Below are 24,562 nucleotides of genomic sequence, written 5' to 3' on the forward strand. Positions count from 1 at the left end.
GGGCCGTCAGGGTGTTGCGACCTATAGGGGGACTTCAACGCCATGACAAGCAAGCCCTTCTGTCAGCCGTCACGCCAATGCCGAGGTAGCCATGGAAAGCCAGACCATCGTCGAAGCCCTGCTGCTCGGCCTGCTGGAGGGGTTGACCGAGTTCATCCCGGTGTCGTCGACCGGCCATATTCTGCTTGCCGGTCATTTCCTCGGCTTCCATTCGACCGGCAAGGCCTTCGAGATCCTGATCCAGCTCGGCGCCATCCTGGCGATCCTCAGCGTCTATTTCCGCCGCCTATGGAAGATGCTGCTCGAACTGCCGCATGACCGGCTGACGCGGCATTTCGCCATCGGCATCCTGATCGCCTTCCTGCCGGCGGCGATCATCGGCGCGCTGGCGCATGATTTCATCAAGACGGTGTTGTTCGAATCGCCTAGGCTGATCTGCATCATGCTGATCATCGGCGGCGTCGTGCTGCTGGCGGTGGACCGCATGAACCTCAAGCCGGTCTACCGCGATGTCGAGCGCTTCCCGACCCGGCTTTACCTGCAGATCGGGCTTTTCCAGTGCCTGTCGCTCATTCCCGGCACATCGCGTTCGGGCTCGACCATCGTCGGCGCCCTGCTTTTGGGCGTCGATAAGCGCGCTGCCGCTGAATTTTCCTTCTTCCTTGCGATCCCGACCATGGTCGGCGCCTTCGCCTTCGACCTGTTCAAGAACCGCAACGTGCTGAGCAGTGCCGACCTACCGATCATCGCCGTCGGCTTCGTCGCCGCCTTCGTCACGGCACTCATCGTCGTGCGCTTCCTGCTCGATTACGTCTCGCGCAACGGCTACTCGCTGTTCGGCTGGTGGCGGCTGGTGGTCGGCGGTGTCGGCTTGGTGGCGCTGATGATCTGGGGGTGAGGAGTGGTCCGCGAAGCGGACCCTACGCTTCGTCATCCACGGGCGGAGCAAGGAGCGTAGCGACGCAGCGCAGACCCGAGGATCCATGCCGTGACGTGGATCGGAGGGTTCGGCGATCGAGAATAGCCATCGCCAAGCTCGCCAAATCCGGCGAAAAGTCTCCCAATTCCTGCACCGTAGAGGCGCTTAGAGGTCGCGGCATGGATCCTCGGGTCTCCGCGACGGAGCTTCGCTCCTGCTCCGCCCGTGGATGACGGATGAAGGAGGGCCGCTCCCTCAACTCCTCCCGTAAAATGCGTTCTCGACATGCACCGGCCAGCGCCAGGGCAGCACCGCGACCATGTCGAAGCGCATCGACAATCTGCCGTAGTCCGCTTGGCGCGACAGCCAGATGTCAGCCGCGCCTTCTATGCGACGCTCCGATTCGTGACCGATCGCCTCCATGGCTTCCATCAGCGTGCGGCGCGCCTTGACCTCGACGAACAGCACCAGATCGCCGCGCCGCGCGATCAGGTCGATCTCGCCGAAGCGTGTGCGGTGGCGGCGCGCAAGGATCCGGTAGCCCTTCATCATCAGGGCTGCCGCCGCCAGCCATTCGCCGCGATGGCCGCGCCGATAGGCCTTTTGGCGGCTGACGCTTGGGCGCTCAGCCACCGCCGCTTTCTCCCGAAGCATCCTTGAGCTCCAGCAGCCGCCGATAGAGCGCCTGTTTCTGGCCGCCGGTCATCTTCGCGGCTTCCGCCGCCGCCTTGGAGGCCGGCATTTCGGCGGCAAGCGACAGAAGCAGACGGTCGATGTCGGCGGGTTCGTCGACCCTGGCCTCGGCCGGACCGACGCAGACGACGATTTCGCCCTTCGGCGTATCGGCCGCGGCATAGTGGTCGGCCAGCGCCTGCAGCGTGCCGGTTCGCATCTCTTCGAAGGTCTTGGTCAATTCCCTGCCGATAGCGGCCTTGCGCTCGCCGCCGAGCGCTTCGACCATGGCAGCCAGGGAGTCAGCCAGCCGGCGCGGCGATTCAAAGAAAATCAATGTCGCCGGCACGGCCTTCAGTGCTTCCAGCCGTGTCAGCCGCTGCCCTGATTTGACCGGCAGGAAGCCGGCGAACAGGAAGGCATCGGAGGGCAGGCCGGATGCCGTCAGGGCCGCCAGCGGCGCTGACGGGCCAGGGATAGGTACGACGCGAATGCCGTGGTCGAGCGCCTCGCCGACCAGCCGGTAGCCGGGATCGGATACCAGCGGCGTGCCGGCATCGGAGATCAGCGCCACGCTCTGCCCGGCCTGAAGTGCCGATATCAGCTTCGGCCCGGCCTCGCCGGCATTGTGTTCATGATAGGCCGTGGTGCGGCGGCGAATGCCGTAGCGGTCGAGCAGCACGCGCGACACCCGCGTGTCTTCGCAAGCAACGATGTCGGCGGCGGCCAGCGTCTCCAACGCGCGCAGCGTGATGTCGGCGAGATTGCCGATCGGCGTCGCCACCAGATAGAGCGCCGGCTCCAATGGCCGTGCCGCGATCTCGGTCTGCCCGACCACATAGCTGCGCTTGCTCGTCTCTGCGGTCACCGATGACTTCTCCATTCAGCCCTGTTTGGCACGGCTGACGCGGGCTTGCAAAAGCTGACGCCGATGTAAGGAATTCGCCTTTCCTTTGCCACAGTGGGGAACCAAACCGGCGTTGGCAGATTAGCCCCCTGATTCCGGAGGAGGACAGGATGGACAGCCTGAAGATACAGGACGCTTTCGAGCCCTACTATGCCGGCCGCAAGCGCGGTGCCGCGCCCAGGGACAAGCGCCTATCTGCCAAGACCGAGCACAGCCTGGCCAAAGAGCGAGCCGTGAGCGCTTTGCCGACCAACGTCAGGCTTTCCGACAACAAACCCGATAGCACGACGGAGCACTGACCGGACGATGCCCAATCGCTTCGATATCTTCATCACCCGTCTTGAAACAAAGAATGCCCGCAACGGCGCGCAACTAGCCTCGATAGGCGACCAGCACCGCGCCCGCCGCGATAAGGGCGACGCCAAGCCAATTCGCTCCGGACAACCGCTCGCCGAGAAAGGCCGCGCCAAACACCGCCACAAGCACGACGCTTAGCTTGTCGATCGGCGCCACCTGCGCCGCATTGCCGATCTTGAGCGCCCGAAAGTAGCAGAGCCATGACGCGCCGGTCGCCAGACCGGACAGGCCTAGGAAAGCCCAAGTCTTTGCCGAGATCGTGGCCGGCGACTGGAACTGGCCGCTGGCAAGCAGGATCGCACCGAGCACGATCAGGATGATGACCGTGCGGATGAAGGTGGCGAAATCGGAATTGATGTTCTCGATGCCAACCTTGGCGAAGATCGCCGTCAGGGCAGCGAACGCAGCTGAGAGCAATGCCCAGAATTGCCAGGAGGATACGGTCAGGTTCATGCCGATGGCCTTTGCGGATGTTCTTAACCGAGATACCGTGAAACGCGTGCCTTCAGAAGTGCAATCCTAAGCTTCGGAGATTGGACGAGGCTTCCCCACCTTCGTCATCCACGGGCGGAGCAGGAGCGAAGCGACGTCGCGAAGACCCGAGGATCCATTCCGTGACTTCTGAATTTCGCTACGGTGCAGAATTTGGAAAGCTGGCGTGGAGAAGATGCGCCGGCAACGAAATCTATTGTTTGAACGGGACAAGTGGCAGAGCAGGCATGCCCATTCTGGACCGTGACGCCCCGCAGCAGCCGTCGCGGCATGGATCCTCGGGTCTGCGCGCCGCTTCGCGTCGCTCCGCCCGTGGATGACGAGGCGGGAGGAGCTTGGCGCAGGCAAAGCTACCTGCCTACCGCGCCAGATCGGCGACCACGGCGTCGAGCACGATCATGCCGGCGGCCGTGGCGCGCAGGCGCGCATTGCCGATCGGCGCCACCAGCCCCTCTCCCTGCAGCATCGACAGCCGTGCTGACGACAGGCCGCGTCCGGAGAACGCCTCGTAGCGGGAGAGGTCGATGCCTTCGGCGAGCCGCAGGCCCATCAGCAGGAATTCGTCGGCCTCTTCCGAACGCGTCAGGATTTCGCCGCCGGTGACGCCATGGCCCTTGGCTTCGACCAGATTGGCCCAGGTTTCCGGCATCCGCTCGGCGATCGTCACCGTGCGGCGACCATTCTCGACGAAGCGGCCATGCGCGCCCGGCCCGACGCCGACATATTCGCCATAGCGCCAATAGGTGAGGTTGTGCCGGCTCTCGGCACCCGGCCTTGCGTGATTGGAAATCTCGTAAGCCGGCAAACCATGCGCCGATGTAATCTCCTGCGTCAGCGCATAGAGGTCGGCGGCGTGGTCATTGTCGGGAATGATGAATTTTTTCGCCGCATGCAGCGCGTGGAACGGCGTGCCCTCCTCGATGGTCAGCTGGTAAAGCGACAGATGGTCGGCGGCATGGCCGATCGCCTGTTCCAACTCCGATGCCCAAGCCTCCGGCGTCTGACCGGGGCGGGCGTAGATGAGGTCGAAGGACAGCCTTGGGAATATTTCCCGCGCGAGGCCGATGGCGTGCAGGGCCTCTTCGACATTGTGCAACCGGCCGAGGAAGCGCAAATCCTTGTCATTCAGCGCCTGCACGCCGAGCGACACGCGGTTGACGCCGGCTGCCCGGTAGCCGCGAAAGCGTTCGGCCTCGACCGAGGACGGATTGGCCTCCAGCGTCACCTCGATGCCGTCAGGCACAGTCCAGTTCTTCGCCACGGCGTCCAGAACCCTGGCCACGGTTTCCGGCTTCATCAGCGAGGGGGTGCCGCCGCCGAGAAAAACGCTGGTCACCTCGCGCGGCCCGGTGCGCTCGCGCATCGTCGCCAGTTCGGCCTCGAAGGCGGCGGCAAAGCGCTCCTGGTCGACCGGCTGGTGGCGGACATGGCTGTTGAAGTCGCAATAGGGGCATTTGGCCGCGCAGAATGGCCAGTGGACATAGACGCCGAAGCCGGGCGCCCGGTCGAGCAGCATGCTCATGCCGAGCCCAATCTCGCCTCGGCGAATTTCTGGAAGGCACGCGCGCGGTGCGACAGCGCCGTGGCCTGGCCGGGCTTCCAGCCATGCTTTTCCTCAGCGCTCATCTCGCCGAAGGTTTTCTCGAAGCCATCGGGCAGGAACACAGGATCATAGCCGAAGCCGAGTTCGCCGCGCGGCGGCCAGACCAGCGTGCCCTCGGCCTCGCCGCGATAATATTCGGCCTCGCCGTCGGGAAACGCCAGGCAGATGACGGCGACGAAGCGTCCCTTGCGCTGTTGCGGCAAGGCCGCTCCGACTTCCTGCAGCGCCACTTCGGTGCGTTGCATGGCCATGCCGAAATCTCTGCTGCCATCCGGGGTTTCGGCCCAGTTGGCGGTGTAGACGCCGGGCGCGCCGTCGAGCGCGTCGACGCACAGGCCGGAATCGTCCGACAGCGCCGGCAGGCCGGTCGCCTTGGCGGCGGCGAGCGCCTTGATGTAGGCGTTCTCCTCAAAGGTGGTGCCGGTCTCGTCCGGCTCCGGCAGGCCATACTCCTTGGCTGACTTCGCTTCGAAGCCGAACGGCCCCATCAGGTCGGCGAATTCGCGCAGCTTGCCTTCATTGTGGCTGGCGACGACGATCTTCTTGCCATCAAGAGAATGCATCAAAGGCCCCAGATTCGTGGCTCGGCGAATTCGATCGAATTGCCCGAGGGGTCGCGTATATAGATCGAACGGCCGCCCTGCGGCCACTCGAATTCGCTTTCGATGGCGATCTTCTTCGCCGCGAGATGGGCTTTCCAGCCGGCGATTTCATCGCCGGTCGCCGTAAAGCACAGATGACCTTGGCCGACCGCGCCATGCGGCGGCACCGGCAGCCTGGCGTCAGGCGCCGGCGGCACTTTCGTCGCCTCGGCGTTGAAGACGAGCAGCACGCCCGGCCCGCAGCGGAAGAAGAGGTGGCGGCCGTCGACCTTGCCGAGGAGATTGAGGCCGAGGATGTCGGTGTAGAAGGTTTCCGCTGCGGTCAGGTCTGTGACGTAGAGGGCCGATTCCAGGATGGCCGAGGGCGTCACGAGGCCCCCCCCTCTGGCCTGCCGGCCATCTCCCCCTCAAGGGGGGAGATCGGATGCCATTTCGGTATTCGCCAATCTCCGGCGTTGCAGGGTGCGCGACAACGCAGAAGTCGCCAATCTCCCCACTTGAGGGGGAGATGGCCGGCAGGCCAGAGGGGGGCGCTCAAACTCGACATCGAAAAACTAAGCCACCGCCATCTGCTGCAGACTCACCAACCTCTGGATGCCTTTCTTGGCGAGGCCCATCAAGTCCGCGAACTGCTCTTCCGAAAAAGGCTCGCCCTCGGCGGTGCCCTGGATCTCGACGATGCCACCCTTGCCGGTCATGACGAAATTGGCGTCGGTGCCGGCCGCGGAATCCTCGATATAGTCGAGGTCGATGACCGGCTGGCCGTCATGGATGCCGCAGGAGATCGCCGCAACATGATCCTTCAGCACCTTCGCGACGCTGGCCATCTGGCGCGCTTCCATCCAGCGCAGGCAGTCATACAGCGCCACCCAGCCGCCGGTGATCGAGGCGGTGCGGGTGCCGCCATCGGCCTGGATGACGTCGCAGTCGACGGTGATCTGCTGCTCGCCCAGCGCCTGCAGGTCGACCACGGCGCGCAGGGAGCGGCCGATCAGCCGCTGGATTTCCAGCGTGCGGCCGCCCTGCTTGCCGGCCGAAGCCTCGCGGCGCATGCGCTCGCCGGTCGAGCGCGGCAGCATGCCGTATTCGGCCGTCACCCAGCCCTTGCCGGAATTGCGCATCCAGCCCGGCACTTTTTCCTCGAGGCTGGCCGTGCACAGGACATGCGTGTCGCCGAACTTCACCAGGCATGAGCCTTCGGCATGCTTGGAGACGCCGCGCTCGAAGGAGATGGCACGCATTTCGTCGAATTGGCGTTTGGAAGGGCGCATTCAGGCTGCTTTCTTGTCATTTTTCGGAATCTTGGCCGGCTTGTAACCGCATGGGACGCGTGGCGCAAAGGAAAATGGCCTGACGATCTGACACAGACACCGGGTGATCCCACAAAGACACCCGGTGATCTCACACAGACACCGGGTTGCGCGGGTGCAGTGTAAGTCTGTATCCTTGGGCCGGAGGTTTTTGGCCGTATGACCAAGGCAGTCGATCCCGCTTCGCAGTCGCCCGCGCTCCAGTCGCTCGACATGCGTTCGCGCGACATCTTTCGGCGCATCGTCGATTCCTATCTCAAGGACGGCGAACCCGTGGGCTCGCGCAGCCTGTCGCGCATCCTGCCGTCTTCGCTGTCCCCGGCCACCATCCGCAACGTCATGAGCGACCTCGAGCATCTCGGCCTGATCTACGCGCCGCACATTTCGGCCGGCCGGCTGCCGACGCAGGCCGGCCTGCGTTTCTTCGTCGATGCCTTCATGGAGCTTGGCGATCTTTCCGACGAGGAGCGCCGCGCCATCGAGGCACAGGTTCGGGCGTCCGGCTCGGGCGCGACGCTGGAACACATGCTGACCGAGGCCAGCCAGATGCTGTCGGGCATGTCGCGCGGCGCCGGCCTGGTGCTGGCCGCCAAGAACGAGGTGGCGCTGAAGCACATCGAATTCATCCAGCTCGAACCGACCAAGGCGCTGGCAGTGCTGGTGTCGCAGAATGGCGACGTCGAAAATCGCGTCGTCGAGCTGCCCGCCGGCATCACCGTCTCGCAACTGCACGAGGCCTCGAATTTCCTTAACGCCCATATACGCGGCCGCACGCTGGCCGAGGCGCGGATCGAGATCGCCCGCATCAAGGAAGAAACCAGGGCCGCGCTCGACACGCTGTCGCAGGACCTAGTCGAGAAGGGGCTGGCGGTGTGGGCCGGCGCCGATAGCGGCCTGCCGGCACGGCTCATCGTGCGCGGGCGCGCCAATCTGCTCGAAAACGTCACCGCCCAGGCCGACATCGAACTGCTGCGGCATCTGTTCGAGGACATGGAGACGCAGGACGGGCTCATCCAGTTGCTCGACCTCGCCGAGGAAGGCTCGGGCGTGCGCATCTTCATCGGCTCGGAAAACAAGCTGTTTTCGCTGTCGGGCTCGTCGCTGGTGGTCGCCCCCTATCGCGACAAGGATGCCCGCGTCGTCGGCGCGCTCGGCGTCATCGGCCCGACCCGGCTGAATTACGCGCGCATCGTCCCAATGGTCGACTATACGGCGCAGCTGATTTCCCGCATGCTGCGCTGAGCTGATCCAACCGAGGAGACGATGATGGCGCTCGAAGAATTCAAGGCCCGGATCAGCCTCCTGCTGGAGGAGATGGTCAACCAGCCGGAAGACCAGCACGAGATCCAGGAGCAGTTGCGCGAAAAACTGCAGGAAATGCGCGCCATGGGCCTGCCGCTGCCGGCCGATCTCGTCGAGTTGGAAAAACGCCTCGACGACGATTTCTACGCCGCCGGGACCTGAAACGGGAAACCGGGAGCTTCCTTCACCTCATCGTGTGCCGTGGAACGATCGACGAAACCGGTCGTTCCTGTTTTCACGCCAAACATTGGAGGACCGAATGATGCGTTTTGCCGGCCCCGCACTTTCCGCCGCACTGTTTCTCTCGACCGCTTCATTCGCCCAGCAGGCGGACGAGCCGGCGCTGAAAGGTGCGGACGCCTTCGGCGACTGGCGAGCGGACAAGCCGGGCACACGCCGGCTGATCAGGTCGGATGATCTGCCTAAACCCTATGCCAACAGATCGACCTCTAACAGCGCCGGCGTTGCGGACATGCCGGCAGACGCGAAGCTGCAACTGCCGCCGGGATTCTCGGCCGAGCTGGTTGCATCCGGCATCGACAATCCACGCGTCGTGCGCGTCGCGCCGAACGGCGACCTGTTCGTCGCCGACAGCAAAGCCAACCAGGTCCGCATCTATCGCCTCGCCGAAGGCGGTGCGAGCCCTGTGCAGGACGGCATCTTTGCCGGCAGTCTCAAACGGCCCTATGGCATTGCCTTCTATCCGCCGGGCGCTGACCCGCAATGGGTCTATGTCGCCAATAGCGACAGCATCGTGCGCTTTGCCTACCGCAATGGCGACCTGAAGGCCTCCGGCGATCCGGAAACCATCGTCGGCAACATCCCGGCCAATCATCACTGGACCCGCGACATCGCCTTCTCGCCTGATGGCAAGACGCTTTATCTGTCGGTCGGCTCGGGATCGAATGTCGCCGAGCGCATGGGCAAGGAACCGAAGGGCGGCCTCGATGCCTGGGCGAAGTCGCAGCCGCTCGGCGCCACATGGGGATCCGAGGACGGCCGCGCCGGCGTCCTGGCCTTCGATCCCGATGGCAAGAACGGCCGCATCCTTGCCACCGGCCTGCGCAACTGCTCGGGTATGACCGTGCAGCCGGCGACCGGCGCGCTGTGGTGCGTCGTCAACGAACGCGATGCGCTTGGCGACAATGTGCCGCCCGAATACGCGACCGTGGTCAAGGAGGGCGCCTTCTATGGCTGGCCCTGGTACTATATTGGCGACAATGAGGATCCGCGCCACAAGGGTGAGCGCCCCGATCTTGCCGGCAAAACGACCGTTCCCGATGTGCTGATGCAGGCGCATTCGGCTCCGCTCAACATCGCCTTCTACGAAGGGAAGAGCTTTCCGGCCGAATACAAGGGCGATGCTTTCGTCGCTCTGCACGGTTCATGGAACCGCGGCAACCGGACCGGCTACAAGGTGGTGCGATTGCTGTTCAAGGACGGCAAGCCGACCGGCGAATATGAGGATTTCATCACCGGCTTCGTCGTCTCCAACGGCGAGGTCTGGGGCCGGCCGGTCGGCGTAGCGGTGGCGAACGACGGCGCGCTGATCGTCAGCGAGGACGGCAACGGCACCATCTGGCGTGTCACCCATGGCGACGGTCGCTCCTGAGCAATTTTACCTGGACCGCACAGCCCCCTCACCCGGATTGCCAAAACCGAATTGCAACAGCAATTCGGGGCAATCCGACCTTCTCCCCGAGGGGAGAGGAGTCAGCAGGCGCTGGCGCCCGTCTTTCTCCCCTCGGGGAGAAGGTGGCCGCGAAGCGGCCGGATGAGGGGCTTCGTAAGGCGAGGCCCCCGATATCTGGTGCAATAGAATCCGACCCCAGGGAATTCAATCTTGGCCGATCCCATGCGATAAGCGCTCTGATCTGAGACGAATGCCATGACCCTCACCGGATTCCTCGCCTACAGTGCCGCGCTCGGCATCGCCGCCGCAATTCCCGGTCCCGGTATCACCGCGCTTGTCGCGCGTGCGCTCGGCTCCGGCTTTCGCTCATCGCTGGCGATGTCGTTTGGCCTGATGGTTGGCGACATCACCTACCTGACCGCCGTGGTGTTGGGCCTCGCCTTCGTCGCGCAGAGTTTCGGCATGGTCTTTCTCGCCATCAAATGGCTCGGCGTCGCCTATCTCGCCTTCCTCGGCTGGCGCTTCTGGAACAGCGGCATCACGCCCGAGACCGTCGAGGCCCGAACGGGCAGGGCGGGATTGCTGTCGAGCTTTGCCGCCGGCCTGACTGTCACGCTCGGCAATCCGAAGACGATGATCTTCTATCTCGCCATCACGCCGACCATCGTCGACCTGAAAACCATCACGCTGGCAGACTACGGTATCCTCGTCGCGCTGACCGTTGTGGTGCTGTTGGTGGTGCTGGTGCCGTATCTTGCGCTGGCTGCCAAGGCGCGCTGGTTCCTGAAATCTCCGCGCGCGCTCAAGGCGCTGAACCGCACGGCTGCCGGCTTCATGGTCGGTGCCGCTGCAGCGATTGCCGCCCGCCAATAGCGAGCTTTCGGCCAAAGCATTTCGCAAACAGGCCTTTGCGGGAAATGCTTTTCCGAGACGGCACTGTTTTAGACACAGGTCCCACTCGGATATTTTCAAGCGACAGTCTATCTTGCACGGTCGAAGGTCCTATCTTGCCTGCAATTCCACTTGCCTGAAATCCTTACTCGCCTGAAGTTCTGGGAGCGAAACAAATGAAGAAGCCCGCCACATCAGCCCGCGTGCCCGGCCGCGGCCGCGTCTACGATTCCATCACCGACACGATCGGCGATACGCCCCTGGTGCGGCTCGACAAGTTCGCCCGGGAAAAGGGCATCGTCGCCAATCTCATCGCCAAGCTCGAATTCTTCAACCCGATCGCCTCGGTCAAGGACCGCATCGGCGTGGCGATGATCGAGGCGCTGGAGGCGTCGGGCAAGATCTCTCCCGGCAAGACCACGCTGATCGAACCGACGTCGGGCAACACCGGCATCGCGCTTGCCTTCGCCGCTGCCGCCAAGGGCTACAAGCTGATCCTGACGATGCCCGAAACGATGTCGATCGAGCGCCGGAAAATGCTGGCGCTGCTCGGCGCGGAGCTGGTGCTGACAGAAGGCCCAAAAGGTATGAAGGGCGCCATCGCCAAGGCCGACGAACTGGCAGCGACGATCCCCAATGCGATCATCCCGCAGCAGTTCGAGAACCCAGCCAATCCGGAAATCCACCGCACGACGACGGCCGAGGAAATCTGGAACGATACGCAGGGCGAGGTCGATATCTTCGTCGCGGGCATCGGCACCGGCGGCACCATCACCGGCGTCGGCCAGGTGCTGAAGAAGCGCAAGCCCTCCGTGCATGTCGTCGCCGTCGAGCCGGACTCCTCGCCTGTTCTGTCGGGCGGCCAGCCCGGCCCGCACAAGATCCAGGGCATCGGCGCCGGCTTTGCGCCCAAAATCCTCGACACGACGATCTATGACGAGATCGTCAAAGTGTCGAACGAGGATTCCGTGGCCAATGCCCGCCTCGTCGCCCGCCTCGAAGGCGTGCCGGTCGGCATCTCTTCGGGCGCCGCCCTGCAGGCGGCCATCGTCGTCGGCTCGCGGCCGGAGAACAAGGGCAAAAATCTTGTGGTGGTCATCCCGTCCTTCGCCGAGCGTTACCTGTCGACAATCCTGTTCGAGGGGCTGGGATCGTAATCCGACGCTTCTTCGTGACCAAGCTGGCCCGCTGAAAAAACACCCGTGGCCGCCATCAGCGGCTTGAGCGCCACACCGCTTCCGGTTCATATCTCCCCCGGCCTGCTTTGCGCGCGGGCCGGGGGAGAATTTATGTACAAGCTTTATACCCGTCCCGGCAGCGGCGGCTTCGTGGTCGAGGCGGCGCTGGCGCTGGCCAATGTACCATTTGAGCAGATCGACGTGCCGAAGACCGACCGGCCCGATCCCGCCTTCCTCGACATCAGTCCGTTGAACCAGGTGCCGGTGCTGACCTTGCCCGACGGAAGCTCGATGACCGAATCCGCAGCGATCTGCATCGTGCTTGCCGAGCGCCACCCCGACGCCAATTTGGCGCCGGGAGCAGAAGCGCCTGCCCGCGCGGATTTCCTGCGCTGGATGGCCTTTATGTCGTCTGTGCTCTATTCGGCGGTGCTGCGTTTCTACTACGCATACCGCTACACTGCCGATCCCGAAGGCACCAAGGCGGTCAAGCAGGCGGCCGTGGCCGAGATGGACCGCGGCTTTGCCGTTCTCGATGCCGCGCTCGAAGGCCGTGACTGGCTGGTCGGTGACCGGATGTCGCTGGCCGACATCTATCTGGTCATGCTGGCGGCCTGGTATCCCGACATCGACAGCGCGCGGACGGCATGGCCGAACATCGAACGCCTGTGGGCGCGGCTGCGCGACCATCCGCTGATGAAGACGCTCAACACCTCGCACGAGATGTGGCCGGGCTGAAGCTCAATTTCTGAGCACCGCTCTTTTTCCTTGCAGGAACCGGCGCACCGCCGGGTCGCGCTCGAGGCCGATCGCCCGGTCATAGGCTTCGCAGGCTTGCGGTACCTGACCAAGCCTGGCCAGGAGACCGGCGCGTGCGGCCCAATAGGGCTGGTACTCGTCAAGCCGCTTGTCGTCGCCCAGCACGTAAAGAGCCGCCAATCCGGCCACTGCGCCCTCGGCCTCGGCGATCGCCACCGCGCGGTTTATCGCCACCACCGGCGATCCTGCGATCGAAAGCAGCGCGTCGTAGAGTTCCTGGATTGCCACCCAGTCGGTGCGGCCGGTGAGCCTTCGTGCCGCATGCGCGGACTGCACGGCCGCCTCAAGCTGGTAGCGGCCGATGACGCCCTTGGCCGCTGCGTGGGAAAGCAGCGCTTCCGCCTCTTCGATGAGGGCACGGTCCCATAGAAGGCAATCCTGCTCCGCCAACGGCACGAAGTCGCCTTCGGCGCTGCGCCGTGCGGCGCGGCGAGACTCGGCAAACAGCATCAGCGACAACAGGCCCAGTGCCTCCGGTTCCTCCGGCATCAGCGAGGCCACCAGCCGGCCGAGCCAGATGCCTTCGGTCGCCAGGTTGCGGCGCCGCGTTTCGGTGCCGGCCGGATCGGACCAGCCTTCGGCGAAGGCGGCATAGATCGCCTCCAGCACCGCGTCCAGCCTTTCGCCGAGTTCGGCCCGCTCCGGCACGCGGAACGGAATGCCGGTTTCACGGATGCGGCTCTTGGCCCGCACCAGGCGCTGGCCCATGGTTGCGGGCGAGACCAGGAAGGCGGAGGCGATCGTCGCGGCGTCGAACCCCAGCACCGTCTGCAGAATGAGCGGCGAACGCACGCTCGATTCGATCGCCGGATGGGCGCAAGCGAACATCAGCCGCAGCCGATCGTCGGGCAGGTCTTCCTCGGTCATGCGTGCCTCCGCCTCCTGCGCAATCAGCTTGAGATGCTCGCGACCGGCCTCGCTGGTGAGCCGCCGCCGCACCGCATCGACACGGCGCCGCCGCGCCACCGCCAGCAGCCAGGCTTCCGGCTTTTCCGGCACGCCGGTTCGCGGCCAGCGCTCGAGGGCGGCGGCAAAGGCATCGGCCAGCGCGTCCTCGGCGGCGGCCACGTCGCGCGTACGCGCAGCGAGCCAGGCGACCAGCTTGCCGTAGCTCTGCCGGGCGGCAGCCTCGGCGGCCGCCCGGGCGGTCTCGGAGCGACTGTCCATCACATCGTCATTTCTCAGACAGGTACTCGGTCAGTTCCCAGATCGGCCGCAGCTCGACAGTGCCGGCGCTGGCCGCCGGGCAGCGCGCCGCCCAGGCGATCGCGGCGTCGGCATCCGCGGCCTCGATCATGTAGAAGCCTGCAAGCTGCTCCTTGGTGTCAGCATAGGGGCCGTCGAGGACGTTGGTCTTGCCACCAGCCACCCTAACCGAGGTGGTCGCCTGACTCGGGCGCAGCCGGTCACCGGCCAGCCACGCGCCGGATTTCTTCAGGGCCTCAGTATAGGCGCCATAGGCGGCACTCATCTGGTAGGTCGCCTCGGCCGGGGCATTCGCCATCGCGGCTTCGTCGGCGTAAATCAAAATCATGTATCGCATGGTCTTCTCCCGTTGTTTCGAAGGCCGCGTCGTTGCGAGCCGGACGTATGTCGCGCGGCAGCATCCGATTTCGACAGGCCGCTCGAAAAAACTTTCGACTCCGATGGCTTTTAGCGCAAGCCGCCATCTCTTTCCGGATCCGTCACCCTGATCCCTCAACCGTTCGTCTAACGAGCACAATTGCGGGTTGGCATTTGCGGCCCGCTGTCTAAACTCGCCCCGGTTCGCATCCAGGGAGGCGGTGCGGTCGTCGATATTCCAGGGAGGAGATCAGATGTTGCATTTCAGAACGAAATTCGTTGCGGCCGGCGCGGTGGCGCTTTCACTTGGCCTGGGCGCTGTCTCAGCCAAGGCCCAGGAATTCATCAACGTGCTGACCGGCGGCACATCCGGCGTCTATTATCCGCTCGGCGTGGCGCTTTCGGAAATCTACGGCAAGGGCATCGAAGGCGCGCGCACCCAGGTGCAGGCGACCAAGGCTTCGGTTGAAAACCTCAATCTGCTGCAGCAGGGCAAGGGCGAGATCGCCTTTGCGCTCGGCGATTCCGTCAAGATGGCCGCCGAAGGCAATGCCGAGGCCGGTTTCCCAGGCAAGCTCGACAAATTGCGCGGCATCGCCGCCATCTATCCCAATTACATCCAGATTGTCGCCAGCCAGGAGTCCGGCATCAAGACGCTGGCCGACCTCAAGGGCAAGAGCCTGTCGGTCGGCGCACCGGCGTCGGGCACCGAACTCAATGCGCGCGCGATCTTCGCCGCCGCGGGGCTGAAATACGAGGATCTCGGCCGGGTCGAATACCTGCCCTTCGCCGAATCGGTCGAGCTGATCAAAAACCGGCAGCTCGACGCCACGCTGCAATCGGCCGGGCTCGGCGTCGCCTCGATCCGCGACCTCGCCACCTCCGTGCCGATCAATGTCGTGGCGGTGCCGGCCGAGGATGTTGCGAAGATCGGCTCGCCCTATCTTTCGGTGGTCATTCCCAAGGGTACCTATGAGGGCCAGAGCGAGGATGTCGCCACCGCCGCCGTCGGCAATTTCCTCATCACCCGCGCCGATGTCTCCGACGAGACCGCCTATCAGATGACCAAGCTGATATTCGACCATCTCGACCAACTGGCCGCGGCCCATGCCGCCGCCAAGGCGATCGACCCGGCCAAGGCGCTGGCCGGCATGCCGGTGCCGCTGCACCCCGGTGCTGAGCGTTATTACAAGGAGAAGGGCTTGTTGAAGTAGCGGAGCATGGCTCGGCGATCTGAGATGCACTCGCCAGGCGCCCCCCTCTGCCCTGCCGGGCATCTCCTCCTCAAGGGGGGAGATTGGCCGTCACCACACCTTTCGCCAATCGCTAACGTTGCAGAACGTGCGCAGACACCAACGCTGCTGATCTCCCCCCTCGAGGGGGAGATGTCCGGCAGGACAGGGGGGGGCGCCTCGCACTACACTTCGCTCCTTCTGGGGACCGTTGGATGAGCGAAGCATCGTCTGGAATAACGACCGACGGCAAATCCGCCACCTTCCATCTGCCTGCCGTCGAAGAACAGGTCGAAGGCCTGCCACCCGGCTTCGGCGACGGCATCGCCGGCAAGGCCGCCTTTCTCATCGCCGTCGCCTTTTCCGTGTTCCAGATCTATGTCGCCGCCTATGGCAGCATTCCGAGCCAGGTGGTGCGGGCGATGCATGTCGGCTTCCTGCTGCTGCTCGGCTTCGGCCTGATCGCCAATCTGCGAACCAAGAGCCTGCCGGCCAAGGCCATATTCTGGTCGCTCGGCGCGCTCGGCTTCGGCACCGGCCTGTACAATTGGGTGTTCTACACCGACCTCATCCGCCGCTCCGGCTTCCTGACCACGCCGGATCTCATCGTCGGCGCGGTGCTGGTGGTGCTGGTCTTCGAGGCGGCGCGGCGGCTGATGGGGCTGCCGCTGGCGATCATCGCCTTCATCTTCCTCGCCTACTGCTTTTTCGGCAACCATCTGCCGCCGCCGCTCGTCCATCGCGGCTATGATTTCGCCCAGCTGGTCGACACCTTCGCCTACGGCACCGAAGGCATCTACGGCACGCCGATCTATGTCTCGGCCGCCTACATCTTCATCTTCGTTGTCTTTGCCGCCTTTCTCGAACGCGCCGGCATGATCGCGCTGTTCAACGATTTCGCGCTGGGCCTTGTCGGCACATGGCGCGGCGGCCCGGCGCAGGTCTGCGTGCTGTCGTCGGCGCTGATGGGCACCATTTCCGGCTCGGGCGTCGCCAATGTGGTGGCCAGCGGCCAGTTCACCATCCCGCTGATGAAGCGCTTCGGCTTCCGCTCGGCCTTTGCCGGTGCCGTCGAGGCGACCTCCTCCATGGGCGGCCAGATCATGCCGCCGGTGATGGGCGCGGTCGCCTTCATCATGGCCGAGACGCTGAACGTGCCTTATGCCGATGTGGTCAAGGCGGCGATCATCCCGGCGCTGCTCTATTTCGGCGCGTGCTTCTGGCAGGTGCATCTGGAAGCCGGCAAGGCCGGCCTGCACGGCATGGCCAAGGCCGAGCTGCCCAACCCGTGGGACGCGGTGCGGCAACACTGGCCGCTGGTGCTGCCGCTGGCAGCGCTCATCTACCTGCTGTTTGCCGGCTACACGCCGATCTTCGCCGGCACGATGGGCCTGGCGCTGACCATCGTGCTCATCCTCGGCACGCCGCTGGCGGCAGCGATCGGACCGCTCGCCTTCCGCATCGTCTTCTGGATAGCGCTCGGGCTTGCCGCCGCTTCGTTCATGAAGTTCGGCGTCAACCTCCTCGGCCTGGTGATCGCCGCACTGGTCGTCGCCTGCTTCACGTTCAGGGGCGGCCGCGAGACGTTGCAAATCTGTGTCGACTCTCTCGCAGAAGGGGCGAAGAACGCGCTGCCGGTCGGCATTGCCTGCGCCATCGTCGGCATCGTCATCGGCACGCTGACGCTGACCGGCATCGCTTCGACCTTCATCGGCTGGATCATCTCCATCGGCGAGAACAATCTGTTCCTGTCGCTGTTGCTGACCATGCTCACCTGCCTGGTGCTGGGCATGGGCATCCCGACCATTCCCAACTACATCATCACCTCGTCGCTGGCCGGGCCGGCGCTGCTCGAGCTTGGCGTGCCGCTGCTGGTCAGCCACATGTTCGTCTTCTATTTCGGCATCATGGCCGATCTGACGCCGCCAGTGGCGCTGGCCGCCTTTGCCGCGGCACCCATGGCTAGGGAAAGTGGCCTGAAGATCGGCATCCAGGCGACTAAACTCGCCATTGCCGGCTTCGTCGTGCCGTTCATGGCGGTCTACACGCCGGCTCTGATGCTGCAGGACGCCGGGCCGATCGCCGCCCAGTTCGGCTATCCCGTCGAGGTCGCCTACATCGTCGCCAAGGCCTGCATGGGCATCGTGCTGTGGGGTGCCGCCGCCGTCGGCTTTCTCGCCCGCCGCATGGCGGGGTGGGAACGCCTGCTTGCCTTCGCCGCCGGCGTGCTTCTGGTCGCCGCGGTACCGCTGACCGACGAGGCCGGCTGGGCGCTGGCGCTGGCCTGGATCGGCTGGCACTGCTTTCGTGCGCGGCAGGCTTCAGTCAAAACATGAGCCTTTGCATCCTGGCCGCCGGCAAGATGGTGACGTTCTCCGTCGCCGCCTTTACGCTGTCCTGGACGCATTCGGTGGAACGGACGCGTTGGGAGGAAGACTGGAAGGTCACGCCTATCGGCCTGCAGTTGGTCGAGGCGCGGGTCAAGGGCTCGGGCGCCGGCATGGAGCCACCGGAAGGCGCGGTGCTGAAGAATAGCTGGTGGGCCTATACGCCCACGGTCGGCCCACAGCGGCGCGTCATACTCGCCGCCTCCGGCGCAACCGGCGACGGCTGGACGCTGTGCTCGGTTCAAGGCTGCCGGGAATTGGGCAAGGGGGCCGGCGACGCGATCGTGCTGAAGCCGTGCGAATCCACCGGTTCGAGCCAACCGCGATAACGCCCGATCAATGCGCTGAGCGGCGGCTCGTTCTCCAGCAGCCACATCCTCAGTCAAGGAACCGCTCGCGCAGCTCCGGAGAAGGAACCTCGCAGCTGTCCTTCCTGCCGAACAGCGCGTTGCGATTCCTGGCAACGCGCTCATAGAGCCAGTCGCGCAGCGGGCGCGGCAGCAGCAGCAGCGTTTTTGCCGCCCGCCAGGGCCAGCCGAGTTCCGCCATGACAGCGACGAAGCTGTCGAGCCGCGTGAAGGCGACGCCGTCGATCAGGACGAGGTTGGTTTCGTAAGAGTCCGTGCGCAGTCCATGCTTCCGAAACAGCGTTTCACCGAAAAGCGACTGCGCGGTGGCGAAGCGGAAACGGCCTTGGCGATCGAGCCTGACCACCATGCGCACGAAGCCTGAGCAGAGCACGCAGACGCCATCGAAAACGATCAATCGATGGCGTGCGTCGAGAGTTGTTCCGGAGGGACGATTTGACTGAAGTCGACTGGGTTGGGAATGGTCGGTCACGCTGGCCTCGGCTGCTCGTGTCCTATGACACTAAGCCGGCCAGCGTCGGTATCAAAGCCGTGGCGATGTCGCACGGCGCCTGTCGGCGAGAGCGGGACGCTCGGCGCGATAGGTGGTGGCGCGGGTAGAGGCGGCCGGCCTGCAGATCCTGCTGTTGTGGCGATTTTCGAAAGCCATGATCAGTGCGCGCCCAGCGAGTTGCCGCGACGGGCGCAAGCAGGGCCGGGGCCGCGCATGTAATAGCGCTCGGGCCGATAGGTCGGCGCGACGAATTCGCGGATGGCGGCGGCATAGCCGATGAGGTGCGCGAGGAAGTTCATTACCCTTGTCCCTGTCCCGATTTTCGGATGTCCCTTCCGAATTGCGGTCATCATAGCGTCGAGGCGTGAATAGTCGGTGAACGTGATGTTAATATCTGGTCGAAAATGCCTTGCTTCGTGGCTGGATTGCGGCTGATTCGGGGTCTTTCCGTGCAGTTGGCCGGCATTCCGGCCAATGTGACTTTTGCATCACATATGTTTCGTTTGAATGTCGCGCGCACGCGGTTCTGTTTCAACTTTTGTGGCGTCGCGAAATTTCCATGCTGGCAGCCAGAACCACTCGAAGCGGCCCTTGGAATCCAAACCGGCGCCGGAGCGCGGAACTGGAGCGCGGTCTGTCCGTTCTCACCTGCATCTGGTTCTGGAAGGGAAGATATCATGGCGCCGCGTCCGGCCTGGAAAGGCTATTTGAAGCTTTCGCTGGTCACCTGTGCCGTCGAACTCACCAATGTCGTCACCCACACGGAGCGGGTCTCGTTTCGGATTCTCAACCGCACGACCGGCAACACGGTGAAGCGCCTCTATGTCGATGCCAAAACCGGCAAGCCTCTGGGGGAGGATGACGAGATCAAGGGCTATGAACTCGACGATGGCGATTTCATCCATATCGAGGAAGACGAGATCGAGGCGGTGCAGATCGAATCCTCGCACACGATGGCGCTCGACGGTTTCGTCGACAAAGCTTCGATCCAGCAGATCTATCTCGATACGCCCTATTATGTCGCCCCGGCCGACAAGGTGTCGGAAGAAGCGTTCGCCGTCATTCGCGACGCGATGGCGGGCAAGAAGATGGCCGGGTTGGCGCGTATCGTGCTCTACCGACGCGAACGGCCGCTGGTTATCGAGCCGCTCGGCAAAGGCATGGTGCTGACGACGCTGCGCTACGACAACACGGTGCGCCAACCGGACACCGTCTTCGGCGACATCGAGTCGGTGAAGACCGATCAGGAGATGACCGACCTCGCCGAGTTGATCATCGACAAGAAGAAGACGAAGTTCGATCCCTCGAAATTTGACGACAAATACGAGGACGCGCTGCTGGAACTGATCCGCGCCAAGAAGGCCGGCCACAAGGCGCCGAAGGCCAAGGCGGCGCCCAAACCTTCCAATGTCGTCAATCTGTTCGACGCGCTGAAGAAGAGCCTGTCGGATTCCGGATCATCGAAAACGTCTTCGTCGGCGAAAGCCAAGCCGGCGGCCAAACGCGCCAAGCCGAAAGCCGGCGCGCCGAAACGCAAATCGGCCTGAGGACACCAACGAATGGCCAGCCTAGAACAATATCACTCCAAGCGCGATTTCAAGAAAACCGCCGAACCGGCCGGCAAGGTCGCCCGGACCAAGAAGAGCGAGGTCGGCGGCATCTTCGTCATCCACAAGCATGCCGCGACGCGGCTGCATTACGACCTGCGGCTCGAGCATGACGGCGTGCTGTGGAGCTGGGCGGTGACGCGCGGCCCGAGCCTTGATCCGCATGAGAAGCGACTGGCCGTGCATGTCGAGGATCACCCGATCGACTATGCGCCGTTCGAGGGCACCATTCCCAAAGGCGAATATGGCGGCGGTTCGGTCATCGTCTGGGACGAGGGCACCTGGACCCCCGAGATCGACCCGGCGAAGGCGATGAAGAAGGGCCATATCAGCTTCGAGCTCAAGGGACACAAGCTGCATGGTCTCTGGCACCTGGTGCGGCTGAAACCCCGCGCGGGTGAAAAGCGCGACAACTGGCTGCTGATCAAGTCGGACGATGCCGCTGCGCGTCCGGGCGAGGACATCCTCAAGGAGGCGCCGGAATCGGTGAAATCGGGTCTGACCATCGAGGAGGTCGGCGAGGGCAAGACCGCGAAGGGTGAGAAGCCGAAAGTCTGGCATTCCAACAAGCCGGCCGCCGGCAAGACGAAGGCCGCGGGCAAGAAACTCGACTTCATCGAGCCGCAGCTGGCCACGCTGGAGCGCGATGCGCCGCCGGGCAAGGACTGGCTGCATGAGGTGAAGTTCGACGGCTATCGCATGCAGGCACAGATAGCCGGCACCGACGTGCGGCTGCTGACCCGCACCGGCCTCGACTGGACGAAGAAATTCGGAGGAGAGATCGTCGCGGAGCTGGCCGGGCTGAAGTGCAGCGACGCCATCATCGATGGCGAGGTGGTCGTGCTGGCCGACAGCGGCGTCTCGTCTTTCGCGCTGTTGCAACAGGATCTGTCGGCGAAGCGGACAAATCGCTTCATCTATTACGTATTCGATTTGATGCGCCTCGATGGACGGGATTTGCGCCGCGAGCCGCTGGTCGAGCGCAAGCAGGCCTTGCAGGATTTGCTCGGCAAGCACTCCGACAATCCGGCGGTCCGCTTCAGCGACCACTTTTCCGAACCCGGCAAGATCATGCTGGAGCATGCCTGCCGGATGGGCCTGGAAGGCGTTGTCTCTAAGCGTGCCGATGCACCCTATCGCAGCGGCCGCGGCCCGACCTGGGTCAAATCGAAATGCACGGCGCGGCAGGAATTCGTCATCGGCGGCTACCTGCCGTCGGACAAGACCGGGCGCGGACTGCGCTCGATCCTGGTCGGCTTCCACGAGGGCGGCAAGCTGCATTATGCCGGGCGCGTCGGCACTGGTTTCTCCGGCAAGGGCGCCAATGAGCTGAAGGCAAAACTCGATGCATTGACGGCAAAAACATCGCCCTTCTCCACCGCGGTGCCGAAGGGCAAGGGCCTGGTCTGGGTCAAGCCCGAACTTGTCGGCGAAGTGGAGTTTCGCAGCTGGACCTCGGACCGTATAATACGCCACGCCTCGTTCCAGGGATTGCGCGAGGACAAGCCGGCGGAGGAAGTCGTGCAGGAAAAGCCCAAAGCGTCGACAGGCAAGCCATCGACAGGCAAGAGCACGGCCAAGCCGGCATCGGGTGGCACAGCCGCCGGATCGATGACGACCACGGTAAAACTCTCGCATCCCGACAAGCTGCTGTGGCCGGACGAAAACATATCCAAGCAGGGCCTGCTCGACCATTACGCGCAGGTTTGGCCGCGCATGGAACAGTTTGTCGTCAACCGGCCGCTCAGCCTGGTGCGGGCACCAGACGGCGTCGGCGGCCAGCGTTTCTTCCAGAAACATGCCTCGGCCGGCATGAGCGGCAAGATCGCGCGCATGAAGGACCCGACTGACGGCGAGGAGATCCTGTACATCCGGGATTTCGATGGTGTCGCCGCATTGGTCCAGTATGGCGTGGTCGAGATCCACATCTGGGGGTGCACGATCGACGAGATCGAAAAGCCCGACCAGATCATCTTCGATCTCGATCCCGATGAAGGTGTCGACGTGAAAGCGGTCCGCGAGGCGGCACTCGATATCAGGGGCAAGCTCGACGAGCTGTCGCTGCCGAATTTCGTCAAGACTTCGGGCGGCAAGGGTTTTCACGTCATGGTGCCGCTGAGACCAGCGGCGGATTGGGAGGAGGTCAAAACCTTCGCCCATGATTTTGCCCGTGCGCTGGAGCAGGGTGCTCCCGACCGCTACACGGCGACGCTGTCGAAAAAAGCGCGCACGGGAAAGATCTTCGTCGACTATCTGCGCAATGGCAGGGGCTCGACGACGGTCGCGCCCTATTCGTCACGCGCCAAGAAGGGCGCCACCGTGTCGATGCCGGTGACCTGGCCAGAGATCGATGCCGGCTTGGCGCCGAACGCTTTCCCGATCGGCGGCAAGACTACGCTGAAACAGCTGGCGAAAGCCGATCCGTGGTCGGATTTCTTTAAGCAGGGCAAGGCTCTGAGGCGGGGTTAACGCTTCGCCCGTTCAAGACAGAAACACCCTCTCAAACGCCTGTCTACCCGGCGGCGAGAAGATCACCGCGCGGCTGTCCTTCTCGCGGCGCGCCCATTTCTCGGCCAGGATCTTCTCGAGGATGGCGGCGCCCAGCGTGCCGGCGAGGTGCGAACGGCGCACGCTCCAGTCGAGGCAGGCGCGGCACACCGGCCGGCGCGGCTTGGTATAAACGTCGATGCCGATCGCCGCGAAATGCGAAGCCGCCGATGGCCCGAGCCTGATCTCCTGTTCGTCGCGGACCAATACGTTTTTGGCGACGAGCCGATCGAGCATCGCCACCGCCTGCTCGCCGGCGAGGTGATCGTAGCAGACGCGCGCCACGCGCATGGCGCCATCGCGCGGACCCGGGCGCACACGCTTTGGACCGACGGCTTCCGCGACGCCTGTGATGGCTTCGATCATGCCCGCCACCTGCGGTCCGGCGAGGCCGTAATAGCGATGCCGGCCCTGGCTCGCCACCGTGAGCAGCCCACCTTCCATCAGTTTGCCCAGGTGCGAGCTGGCGGTCGGCAGCGAAACGCCGGCCTCGAGCGCCAGTTCGCTCGCCGTCAGCGCCGTGCCGCCCATCAGGGCATTCAGCATGTTTGCCCGTGCCGGGTCGCCGACCAGGCTGGCGATGCGGGCGATGTCGGGTCCTTCACGCATAGTTCGTTCCTCATCGAAGCGTTCTTGTCAGATAATCACTATTCTCAGGTGAGATCAAGGAGACGACGATGGCCGAACGAACCGCTTTCCCCTCAGCCCCGCTCCCCAGCCGTCAATTCTTCCCGTTCGTCAGCTGGCTGCGTTCGCGGCTGCTGGCCCGCTGGTATGACCGCCATTTGCAGCGTCTGGACCTTGCCGAGATCGATGATCATCAGCTGCGCGATCTTGGGCTAACGCGGCAAGACGTGCGCCGCGAATGCGCGAAGTCCTTCTGGCAGCCCTAGCAGACCAGACGACACAACGTTTCGATGCCGCTCGAACTATCGACGCACCCCAAGGAGACCACAATGACCATCACCTGCTTCATCCGCTACGAGATCGACCCGTTCGGCAAGGCGGCCTTCGAGGAGTATGCGCGCAATTGGGGCCAGGCCATTCCACGCTGCGGCGCCGATCTGATCGGTTACTACGCGCCGCATGAGGGCTCGGCGACGACCGCGTATGCCGCCTACAACATCGAGAGCCTGGCGGCCTACGAAGCCTATCGCGCCCGGCTTGCCGCCGATCCCGCCGGCAAGGCAAACTACGAATTCGCCAAGCGCGAGAGATTCATCCTGAAGGAGGATCGCATGTTCCTGAAACTGGCCTCAGGCCCGCACGCGAAACTGGTGCTGCCGTGATTGCCGTGATCTTCGAGGTCGAGCCGGCGGAAGGCCGGCGCGACGCCTATCTGAGCATCGCCGCGGACCTGCGTCCACTGCTCGACGGCATCGACGGCTTTCTTTCCATCGAGCGTTTCCAGAGCCTGGCCGATCCGACCCGCATCCTGTCGCTGTCATTCTGGCGCGACGAGGAAGCCGTGAAGGCCTGGCGCAACACCGAGGAACACCGGCAGGCGCAGAAGGCCGGACGTGGCGGTATCTTTGCCGGCTACCGATTGCGCATCGCCCATGTGGTGAGGGACTATGGGCTGACGGAGAGGGACGAGGCGCCTAGGGATAGCCGGGCGGTGAATGGGTGAGCGGCAAGTTTCTTCCTTCTCCCCCTGTGGGAGAAGGTGTCGCCGAAGGC

General features: G+C 64.1%; 28 protein-coding genes. 16 read left to right on the forward strand and 12 right to left on the reverse strand.

Features of this window, described 5'->3' with window-relative positions:
• Positions 1–91: 91 nt before the first annotated feature.
• Complete coding sequence (locus EOB80_RS29180) at positions 92–898, forward strand: undecaprenyl-diphosphate phosphatase (RefSeq protein ID WP_127331338.1); 807 nt, start codon at positions 92–94, stop codon at positions 896–898.
• A gap of 276 nt (positions 899–1,174) precedes the next feature.
• Here the strand turns inward: EOB80_RS29180 and EOB80_RS29185 are convergent, their stop codons facing one another.
• Together EOB80_RS29185 and rsmI are read right to left on the reverse strand one after the other, a co-directional pair.
• On the reverse strand, positions 1,175–1,552 hold the full coding sequence (locus tag EOB80_RS29185; RefSeq protein WP_127269758.1) for a YraN family protein: 378 nt from the start codon (positions 1,550–1,552) through the stop codon (positions 1,175–1,177).
• A complete protein-coding gene (gene rsmI / locus EOB80_RS29190) occupies positions 1,545–2,474 on the reverse strand; it encodes a 16S rRNA (cytidine(1402)-2'-O)-methyltransferase (RefSeq protein ID WP_127331342.1) in 930 nt (309 codons plus the stop codon). The genes EOB80_RS29185 and rsmI overlap by 8 nt, the downstream gene beginning before the upstream one ends.
• 134 nt (positions 2,475–2,608) lie before the next feature.
• Between rsmI and EOB80_RS29195 the strand changes: the two genes are divergently transcribed.
• Positions 2,609–2,797: a hypothetical protein gene (locus EOB80_RS29195; RefSeq protein ID WP_127269534.1), complete on the forward strand. Its 189-nt coding sequence runs from the start codon at positions 2,609–2,611 to the stop codon at positions 2,795–2,797.
• 73 nt (positions 2,798–2,870) lie between these two features.
• Here EOB80_RS29195 and EOB80_RS29200 read toward each other — a convergent pair whose 3' ends face one another.
• The 5 genes from EOB80_RS29200 to rph form a co-directional block, all read right to left on the reverse strand.
• Positions 2,871–3,308 (reverse strand): EamA family transporter, encoded by a 438-nt coding sequence (locus EOB80_RS29200; protein ID WP_127269533.1) that lies wholly within the window; start codon positions 3,306–3,308, stop codon positions 2,871–2,873.
• Positions 3,309–3,705: 397 nt separating this feature from the next.
• Positions 3,706–4,869, reverse strand: coding sequence for a radical SAM family heme chaperone HemW (gene hemW, locus EOB80_RS29205; protein ID WP_127331344.1), 1,164 nt, complete (start codon positions 4,867–4,869; stop codon positions 3,706–3,708).
• Positions 4,866–5,513, reverse strand: coding sequence for an RdgB/HAM1 family non-canonical purine NTP pyrophosphatase (rdgB, locus tag EOB80_RS29210; protein WP_127318509.1), 648 nt, complete (start codon positions 5,511–5,513; stop codon positions 4,866–4,868). Before rdgB ends, hemW begins: the two co-directional genes overlap by 4 nt.
• Entirely contained in the window at positions 5,513–5,923 is a 411-nt protein-coding gene (locus EOB80_RS29215; RefSeq protein WP_127331346.1) for a VOC family protein, read from the reverse strand. Before EOB80_RS29215 ends, rdgB begins: the two co-directional genes overlap by 1 nt.
• A 183-nt stretch (positions 5,924–6,106) precedes the next feature.
• Positions 6,107–6,823, reverse strand: a complete 717-nt coding sequence (gene rph, locus EOB80_RS29225) for a ribonuclease PH (RefSeq protein WP_013528632.1) — start codon at positions 6,821–6,823, stop codon at positions 6,107–6,109.
• A 198-nt stretch (positions 6,824–7,021) separates the two neighbouring features.
• On the opposite strand from rph, the gene hrcA reads away from it, so the two are divergent.
• The 6 genes from hrcA (at position 7,022) to EOB80_RS29255 (ending at position 12,604) form a co-directional block, all read left to right on the forward strand.
• Positions 7,022–8,104, forward strand: coding sequence for a heat-inducible transcriptional repressor HrcA (gene hrcA / locus EOB80_RS29230; RefSeq protein ID WP_127331348.1), 1,083 nt, complete (start codon positions 7,022–7,024; stop codon positions 8,102–8,104).
• Between the two features lie 24 nt (positions 8,105–8,128).
• The gene (locus EOB80_RS29235) at positions 8,129–8,326 is read left to right on the forward strand and encodes a hypothetical protein (RefSeq protein ID WP_023814156.1); all 198 of its coding nucleotides are present in this window, start codon (positions 8,129–8,131) and stop codon (positions 8,324–8,326) included.
• A gap of 97 nt (positions 8,327–8,423) precedes the next feature.
• Positions 8,424–9,776, forward strand: a complete 1,353-nt coding sequence (locus EOB80_RS29240; protein ID WP_127331350.1) for a sorbosone dehydrogenase family protein — start codon at positions 8,424–8,426, stop codon at positions 9,774–9,776.
• A 276-nt stretch (positions 9,777–10,052) separates the two neighbouring features.
• Positions 10,053–10,670, forward strand: a complete 618-nt coding sequence (locus tag EOB80_RS29245; RefSeq protein WP_127331352.1) for a LysE family translocator — start codon at positions 10,053–10,055, stop codon at positions 10,668–10,670.
• 194 nt (positions 10,671–10,864) lie between these two features.
• The gene (gene cysK, locus EOB80_RS29250; RefSeq protein ID WP_127331354.1) at positions 10,865–11,845 is read left to right on the forward strand and encodes a cysteine synthase A; all 981 of its coding nucleotides are present in this window, start codon (positions 10,865–10,867) and stop codon (positions 11,843–11,845) included.
• A 132-nt stretch (positions 11,846–11,977) separates the two neighbouring features.
• Positions 11,978–12,604: a glutathione S-transferase family protein gene (locus tag EOB80_RS29255; protein ID WP_127331356.1), complete on the forward strand. Its 627-nt coding sequence runs from the start codon at positions 11,978–11,980 to the stop codon at positions 12,602–12,604.
• Between the two features lie 3 nt (positions 12,605–12,607).
• Here the strand turns inward: EOB80_RS29255 and EOB80_RS29260 are convergent, their stop codons facing one another.
• Both EOB80_RS29260 and EOB80_RS29265 read right to left on the reverse strand, forming a co-directional pair.
• A complete protein-coding gene (locus tag EOB80_RS29260; RefSeq protein ID WP_127318519.1) occupies positions 12,608–13,852 on the reverse strand; it encodes an RNA polymerase sigma factor in 1,245 nt (414 codons plus the stop codon).
• Positions 13,853–13,859: 7 nt separating this feature from the next.
• Positions 13,860–14,228 carry a YciI family protein gene (locus tag EOB80_RS29265; protein ID WP_127267556.1) on the reverse strand — a complete coding sequence of 123 codons (369 nt, stop codon included), beginning with the start codon at positions 14,226–14,228 and terminating at the stop codon, positions 13,860–13,862.
• 274 nt (positions 14,229–14,502) lie between these two features.
• Between EOB80_RS29265 and EOB80_RS29270 the strand changes: the two genes are divergently transcribed.
• From EOB80_RS29270 to EOB80_RS29285, 3 genes are all read left to right on the forward strand, one after another.
• Entirely contained in the window at positions 14,503–15,462 is a 960-nt protein-coding gene (locus tag EOB80_RS29270) for a TAXI family TRAP transporter solute-binding subunit (protein ID WP_127331358.1), read from the forward strand.
• Positions 15,463–15,695: 233 nt separating this feature from the next.
• Positions 15,696–17,816, forward strand: coding sequence for a TRAP transporter permease (locus EOB80_RS29280; protein WP_127331362.1), 2,121 nt, complete (start codon positions 15,696–15,698; stop codon positions 17,814–17,816).
• On the forward strand, positions 17,813–18,196 hold the full coding sequence (locus tag EOB80_RS29285; protein ID WP_127331364.1) for a DUF1850 domain-containing protein: 384 nt from the start codon (positions 17,813–17,815) through the stop codon (positions 18,194–18,196). The genes EOB80_RS29280 and EOB80_RS29285 overlap by 4 nt, the downstream gene beginning before the upstream one ends.
• A gap of 49 nt (positions 18,197–18,245) precedes the next feature.
• Here EOB80_RS29285 and EOB80_RS29290 read toward each other — a convergent pair whose 3' ends face one another.
• Positions 18,246–18,632 (reverse strand): DCC1-like thiol-disulfide oxidoreductase family protein, encoded by a 387-nt coding sequence (locus tag EOB80_RS29290; protein ID WP_281058120.1) that lies wholly within the window; start codon positions 18,630–18,632, stop codon positions 18,246–18,248.
• 254 nt (positions 18,633–18,886) lie between these two features.
• Complete coding sequence (locus EOB80_RS29295; RefSeq protein WP_013528645.1) at positions 18,887–19,027, reverse strand: hypothetical protein; 141 nt, start codon at positions 19,025–19,027, stop codon at positions 18,887–18,889.
• Positions 19,028–19,405: 378 nt separating this feature from the next.
• Between EOB80_RS29295 and EOB80_RS29300 the strand changes: the two genes are divergently transcribed.
• Together EOB80_RS29300 and ligD are read left to right on the forward strand one after the other, a co-directional pair.
• Complete coding sequence (locus EOB80_RS29300; protein WP_127331368.1) at positions 19,406–20,275, forward strand: Ku protein; 870 nt, start codon at positions 19,406–19,408, stop codon at positions 20,273–20,275.
• A gap of 12 nt (positions 20,276–20,287) precedes the next feature.
• A complete protein-coding gene (gene ligD, locus EOB80_RS29305) occupies positions 20,288–22,804 on the forward strand; it encodes a DNA ligase D (RefSeq protein WP_127331370.1) in 2,517 nt (838 codons plus the stop codon).
• 12 nt (positions 22,805–22,816) lie between these two features.
• Here the strand turns inward: ligD and EOB80_RS29310 are convergent, their stop codons facing one another.
• Positions 22,817–23,491, reverse strand: coding sequence for a winged helix-turn-helix domain-containing protein (locus EOB80_RS29310; protein WP_127331372.1), 675 nt, complete (start codon positions 23,489–23,491; stop codon positions 22,817–22,819).
• Positions 23,492–23,559: 68 nt separating this feature from the next.
• Here EOB80_RS29310 and EOB80_RS29315 point away from each other — a divergent pair, with 68 nt between their 5' ends.
• From EOB80_RS29315 to EOB80_RS29325, 3 genes are all read left to right on the forward strand, one after another.
• Complete coding sequence (locus tag EOB80_RS29315) at positions 23,560–23,775, forward strand: DUF1127 domain-containing protein (RefSeq protein WP_127321960.1); 216 nt, start codon at positions 23,560–23,562, stop codon at positions 23,773–23,775.
• Between the two features lie 63 nt (positions 23,776–23,838).
• Entirely contained in the window at positions 23,839–24,171 is a 333-nt protein-coding gene (locus tag EOB80_RS29320) for an NIPSNAP family protein (RefSeq protein WP_013528650.1), read from the forward strand.
• Positions 24,168–24,512 (forward strand): antibiotic biosynthesis monooxygenase, encoded by a 345-nt coding sequence (locus EOB80_RS29325; protein ID WP_127331374.1) that lies wholly within the window; start codon positions 24,168–24,170, stop codon positions 24,510–24,512. The genes EOB80_RS29320 and EOB80_RS29325 overlap by 4 nt, the downstream gene beginning before the upstream one ends.
• Positions 24,513–24,562: the final 50 nt, after the last annotated feature.

Origin of the sequence: Mesorhizobium sp. M7A.F.Ca.MR.245.00.0.0 (assembly GCF_003997415.1) — a bacterium.
Lineage (GTDB): Bacteria > Pseudomonadota > Alphaproteobacteria > Rhizobiales > Rhizobiaceae > Mesorhizobium.